Source organism: Bacillus sp. bc15 (assembly GCF_900142585.1).
Lineage (GTDB): Bacteria > Bacillota > Bacilli > Bacillales > Bacillaceae_G > Bacillus_A > Bacillus_A cereus.
Genome location: NZ_FRBJ01000030.1, coordinates 1 through 6,059, shown reverse-complemented (window position 1 = coordinate 6,059; position 6,059 = coordinate 1). Strand labels below are relative to the sequence as shown.

Genomic DNA, 6,059 nt, shown 5'->3' with positions numbered 1-6,059 from the left:
GCATCTAAGCATGAAGCCCCCCTCAAGATGAGATTTCCCATAGCGTAAGCTAGTAAGATCCCTGAAAGATGATCAGGTTGATAGGTTCGAGGTGGAAGCATGGTGACATGTGGAGCTGACGAATACTAATAGATCGAGGACTTAACCATATAATATGTAGCAAATGTTATCTAGTTTTGAAGGAATATGCCTTCATAGTTTGGTGATGATGGCAGAGAGGTCACACCCGTTCCCATACCGAACACGGAAGTTAAGCTCTCTAGCGCCGATGGTAGTTGGGACCTTGTCCCTGTGAGAGTAGGACGTCGCCAAGCAACTTTAAGACGAGTCAGAATGACTCGTCTTTTTTGTGTTTTATAAAAATAAGAATGGCTGGTAAATTTCACTTTATTGTTCACATCAACAAGTTCAAAACGCTCACAGACGAGTAACATATCTTCAGAGAAATTAAGGCCAAGCTCATTTAGTTCCTTTGTAAAAAAAGAACATGGGTGTCTCTCCAGTAATTATAAGTACGATCTCCTTCGCCTTCAGCGATAGCGAATTCTTCGCTTACTTCATTCATTGGTGTTACAGTTACTTCTATTGTCTTAATAATAGCTACAGGTTCATCATTACTATTGAGTATAATACTATAATCATTAGCAGTCGGTAGCGGTTCATTTTCTAATTCATAAAAAATGTGACCGGAGCATGTAGCGGTTTTAATACCGTCAATTACTAGCTGTGCAAGATAATTAGGGGAATCCCCAAATTGCCAAGCTGTAACAGATTCTGTTTTTTTGTTATTTCCCCAATAAGTATCCCAATATGTCTGTGCTAATTGATTCATTTTTATCGTCACCTCACTCTAATTAATATGTAGTCTCTTTATAATTCCTAGGAAATTTACTTATTTGTTATGCCTTTGTACTCATTTTTAATTTGTATTAGTATGTTGCAAATTAAAAAGATACTATGTGGAGTGAATATGGTTCGTAAATATGTTCTGTACATATATGGGATCTTTAATTTTCCAATTGTATTTTATGATAAAGGATATAGTTACTTAAAGAACGTTCAGATTATGAATGGTAGTTTATTATCACTATGCCATATTGAAGTGAGTAATACTAGAGTTGAAATAGATAAAAAAACCGATATTTTAAATTGAATATCAGTTTAATAATATGTGACTTATATGAATCTATAGCAATACGAAAAGCGTAAATAAGATAGCCAACAAAATACGATAGTATGCAAAAGGTTTTAAACCTATTTTCTCTAAAAGCTTTAGAAAAGTTACTACCGCTAGCATCGCTACTATAAAAGAGGTAATGAATCCTACCGCAAACATAGGGATGTCATCGACACTTAAATACTTCCAGCTTTTTAGTAAGTCTAAGCCTGTAGCCCCAATCATTACAGGAAGAGCTATTAGAAAAGAGAATTCAGATGCAGTCTTATAATTTACTTTTGCTAATAGACCTCCAGAGATAGTAGAGCCAGCTCTAGAGAAGCCAGGGTATACTGCTAAGCATTGAAATAATCCGATTGTTAAAGCTTGGCTGTATGTTAAATCGTCCAGTGAATAGGCTACTGCCTCTTTCTTTTTTTCTTCTGCAAAGATCATAAGAATTGCCCCTGCTACAAGTCCAATTACAACAGTGTATGGCTGGAATAAGTATGTTTTAATAATATCATGTAGTAGCAAACCAGCAACCACTGCTGGAAATACGCCAAGAAATACATGGAATGCGTTGAATTTTTTTTCTTTCTGTAGAAGAGGCTTAATATTACATAAAGAAACGAGACGTTTATGATATAAAATTGCAATAGCTAAAATTGCGCCTAGCTGAATAACAATTTCAAACGTTTTTGCTCTTTCTCCTTCAAAGCCTAATAAATGCCCGACTAATATAAGATGGCCAGTAGAGGATATAGGTAAAAATTCAGCTAATCCTTCTACAATACCGAGTATGAAGGCAATAATGATATCGCTCATAGTTTCACTCCTATAAATTAATGAATGTCTACTTTTTTAAAATAGAATAGTGTTGCAATAAACCCGGAAATTGTCGTTACTGCGATGATGATATAAGAATACTCTGGTGGATATGTCGGTTGTAATTCGTTATTTGCGATATCTAGAGTAGCGGTCCACGGAAATAAATCTTTATGCTTGGAGTTTACGAGCATAAGATTAGTCATTGTAATAATGACTGTTAATATAATGGGCGGTACATAGCTCTTCATTACAAGAGTTAGTAGCACAATAGGTGAAGACAATAGAAAGAGAAGTCCACCACATATTAAAAATTCTAGGAAAGAACCTAAAAGTAAAGCAATGTTAAAACCAGGGAAGTTCCCCAATAGCCCTAATATTAAAGTAAGTGCCCAAGCGACTAAAGTTAGCATCATAATCCAAAGAAAGAGAATGATGAATTTACTTATAATAAAGCTAATGCGCGACACGGGGATAGTTAGTAAATTTTTCAGTGTATCTTCTGCATATTCGCGGGTAAGCAAATAAGCAACCACTACTCCATATAAGGGGAATCCTATAACTAAAGTAGTATATAAGTTAACGTCAGTGAATAATTGATGGAACCAAATAGTTGGAGTTGGCTGTTTTGTTTTTATATGTATATAAGAGGCTACTACAACTAAGAAAGGTGCGACACCAGCACCAATAATGCTAATTAAAAACATATTAGAGCGTTTTAGTTTTAAGAGTTCTGTATAGAGTAGATTAACCAATTGTTCCACCTCCAACTAGTTTGGTGAAATAATCTTCTAGTCTATCTTCGCTTATCATCATTTTTAATACTTCAATATCATTGAGAACGAATGTTCTGTTTATGTATCCTTGTTGTCCAAAATGAGAGTAAATACGAATATTTCTTTCATCATGTACCTCATAATCAAAAATTTGAAGATGATTTTCTAATAACATCACAGCTTTATCGTCATTATTCACTTGAAACTCTATGTACTTACGGTTTGCTTTGCGCAGCGTATCAAGAGAAACTTCTTCTAGTAACTTTCCTTCATGAATAATTCCGATACGATCGACTAACTGTTCTACCTCGGCTAATATGTGACTAGAAATGAGTATTGTTATATTTCTTTCTTGAGCTAAGGAATGAATAAGTTTTCGCATTTCTTTAATACCAATAGGGTCTAGTCCGTTAGTTGGTTCATCTAATATGAGTAGCTCAGGATAATGGAGAAGAGCGCGTGCAATTCCTAAGCGTTGCTTCATTCCTAAAGAATACTTTCCCACTAACTTTTTTGTCTCATGCTGCAAGCCTACTATTTCTAATGCTTCTTCAATAGCATTCTTTTTGTGAACCCCAATTATCTTTGCATTAATTAATAGGTTTTCTTTTGCAGTTAAGTTTTCATAAAATCCTGGAACTTCAACTATAGAACCAATTCTGCTTAAAATATCTTTTTGATTTTGGAATAAGTTCTCTCCGAATATTTCAATTGTTCCACTTGTAGGTTTTATAAGACTAAGCAGCATACGAATGGTTGTTGTTTTACCAGCACCGTTCCGGCCTATGAAGCCATAAATCTCCCCTTTTTGAACATTAATATTTAAATTATCTACTGATTTTTGATTGCCATATACTTTAGTAAGGTTAGTCGTTTTTATAATTGTATTTATAGGAGACACCTGCTTTCTATAAGTTCGTACTTACATCATAAAAAGGAAGGCTTAACTGCATATTAATCATTTCTTAACTATTTCTTAAAAGTATTGTGTTTTGGAATAGAAAAGCTAAAATTAGTTCGTTTCCATGGAGTACTTTCAACCCATATATGCCCACCATTTTTTTCAACGAGTGCTTTAGAAATAGAAAGTCCGAGACCGCTACCACCAAATGAAGAGTTTCTTGATTGTTCGCTTCGGTACATTCGCTCAAATATGTTTTGTAAATCATGTTTTGGAATACCAGGGCCTTGATCCCAAATATGAAGTTCGTATTCTGCATCAGCTTCTAGCAGTTCGACCCCTATTGTTTTCCCATCCTTTCCGTAATAAATTGCATTTTTCATTAAATTACCGATAATCCGCATAATGCTTAGATGATCTGCGATGATAGGACAAGTAGACTCTGGTATAAGAATTTGCAGTTCGATGTTATGTTTTGAGAGCTCAGGTAAAAATTCAATCAAAACTTCTCTAGTAACTTCAGAAAAGTCGAGTTCTTCTTCTTTTAGTGGAAATTCATTAGCGTCTAGCTTCGCCATATTGAATATTTCATCAACTAGGTGCTTTAAGTTATTTGATTTCATATAGAGTATTTTAAGATATTCTTGTTTTTCTATTTCAGAAGCAGCAACTCCGTCTTTCAAAGCATCTATATATCCGATAATGGAGGTGAGTGGTGTTCGTATATCGTGGGAGATACTAGACAAAAGTTGTTTTCTGGATTCCTCGGATCTTTTGGCTTCAATCTGAACTTGCTCTAATTTAGCTATTAGCTCGTTTATTGAAAAAACGATATTATGTAATGAATGGTCATTGCTTGTGAATAATCTCGCTTGTAAGTTTCCTTTTAGTACACGACTTAATTTAGTATCCATTGCTTTGCGATGTTGAATGAATTGTATTCTTGAAAAGAAGAGATAAATTGTAATTAAGATAAGGATAATAAATAAAGACATTTTTACTCTTGGGTTCATTTGTATGTTTAAAATCCCACAAATGATAAGTTGTAATGAAATAAGGAAGAGGGTTTTATCAGTCTTCAAGCTTTTCACCTACAAACTTATAACCAATTCCCCATATAGTCTGAATGAATTTTGGATTGGAAGGGTCAATTTCTATTTTCTTTCTAAGTTTTCGAATATGTACCATAACGGTATTGTCATCTTCAATATAATTATCGTCCCACACATTTCGGAAGAGCTGTGTTTTTGTAAATACTTGCCCTGGGTTTGAAGTAAAGAATTTTAATAGTTCCAGTTCTTTTCCAGTTAAGCTAATTTCTTCTTTGTTTGTATGAACTGTGTATGTATTTAAATTGATAGTTAGTCCTTTAAAAGATAAAGTCGTTTTTTCTTGAGTAGTATTGTTACTTCCGAGAACTAAAAAACGACGCATAAGAGCTTTTACTCGTGCAATTACTTCGTGAATGCTGAAAGGTTTCGTAATATAATCATCAGCACCAATGCTTAAACCTAAAATTTTATCAACTTCATGATCTTTAGCGGTGAGCATTAATATAGGTACGTTAGTTTTATCTCTAAGTTTTTTACATACCTCGATTCCATCTATTTTGGGCATCATAAGATCTAATATAACGAGGTTATAGTTATTTTGATTAAATAAATGCAAGGCTTCTTCGCCGTTGATTGCAGTGTCTACCATGTATAATTCTCGTTCTAAATATATTTTTAATAAATTTCGGATTTCTTTATCGTCGTCTGCTATAAGGATACGTATATCTTTCAAATCTTCACCTGCTTCTAATAGAGTTTTATTGATAGTACAACAACTCTCTAATTATATACTAGTATTTGTTAAAATAAGGTTGCTAGTTTTGTTGGAGAAAAACGTCTACACAAGTTAAGTCTAGAGTTCAAATTAACCCGAATATATTTTGGAAAATAAATTAAAGAGAAGCAGAAGGTGTTCTCCGATAATGAAATTCTATAGAGACGTATCTAGCTAAAAAAGCATAAAAATATTAAATTGAATTTCTTTATAAAAAGGTGTTGACGATTATACTTTAGAGGTGTAATATAGAACAAGTCGCCGATGACATTAACGTCGCAAGCGACAAACGAAATGAAAAACTTAGTTGACATTAACTAATGAAGATGTTAACATAAGGAAGTCGCAAATGAGCGACCAAGTAGTTCTTTGAAAACTGAACGAAACAAACAACGTGAAACGTCAATTTTTATTTTTAGATGCTAGACAAACTAACTTTATTGGAGAGTTTGATCCTGGCTCAGGATGAACGCTGGCGGCGTGCCTAATACATGCAAGTCGAGCGAATGGATTGAGAGCTTGCTCTCAAGAAGTTAGCGGCGGACGGGTGAGTAACACGTGGGTAACCTAC

5 protein-coding genes, 3 rRNA genes and 1 pseudogene are annotated in these 6,059 nt (G+C 34.1%); 3 read left to right on the top strand and 6 right to left on the bottom strand.

The features are described 5' to 3' along the window. A 23S ribosomal RNA gene (locus BUA87_RS29725) occupies positions 1-149 on the top strand; the annotation flags it as partial. A 49-nt stretch (positions 150-198) separates the two neighbouring features. Further along, positions 199-314, top strand: a 5S ribosomal RNA gene (gene rrf / locus BUA87_RS29720). A gap of 66 nt (positions 315-380) precedes the next feature. Here rrf and BUA87_RS29715 read toward each other — a convergent pair. The 6 genes and pseudogenes from BUA87_RS29715 to BUA87_RS29685 all read right to left on the bottom strand — a co-directional run. Continuing rightward, a pseudogene (locus tag BUA87_RS29715) lies at positions 381-832 on the bottom strand (ASCH domain-containing protein); the annotation flags it as partial. Positions 833-1,186: 354 nt separating this feature from the next. Continuing rightward, a complete protein-coding gene (gene uppP / locus BUA87_RS29705; RefSeq protein WP_001279959.1) occupies positions 1,187-1,984 on the bottom strand; it encodes an undecaprenyl-diphosphate phosphatase UppP in 798 nt (265 codons plus the stop codon). A gap of 17 nt (positions 1,985-2,001) precedes the next feature. Further along, a complete protein-coding gene (locus tag BUA87_RS29700; protein ID WP_000247715.1) occupies positions 2,002-2,739 on the bottom strand; it encodes an ABC transporter permease in 738 nt (245 codons plus the stop codon). Next, on the bottom strand, positions 2,732-3,661 hold the full coding sequence (locus tag BUA87_RS29695) for an ABC transporter ATP-binding protein (RefSeq protein ID WP_016513329.1): 930 nt from the start codon (positions 3,659-3,661) through the stop codon (positions 2,732-2,734). Before BUA87_RS29695 ends, BUA87_RS29700 begins: the two co-directional genes overlap by 8 nt. A 68-nt stretch (positions 3,662-3,729) precedes the next feature. Further along, positions 3,730-4,743, bottom strand: a complete 1,014-nt coding sequence (locus BUA87_RS29690) for a sensor histidine kinase (RefSeq protein ID WP_071713855.1) — start codon at positions 4,741-4,743, stop codon at positions 3,730-3,732. Next, positions 4,733-5,446: a response regulator transcription factor gene (locus BUA87_RS29685; protein ID WP_000651998.1), complete on the bottom strand. Its 714-nt coding sequence runs from the start codon at positions 5,444-5,446 to the stop codon at positions 4,733-4,735. The genes BUA87_RS29690 and BUA87_RS29685 overlap by 11 nt, the downstream gene beginning before the upstream one ends. Positions 5,447-5,925: 479 nt before the next feature. On the opposite strand from BUA87_RS29685, the gene BUA87_RS29680 reads away from it, so the two are divergent. After that, a 16S ribosomal RNA gene (locus tag BUA87_RS29680) occupies positions 5,926-6,059 on the top strand; the annotation flags it as partial.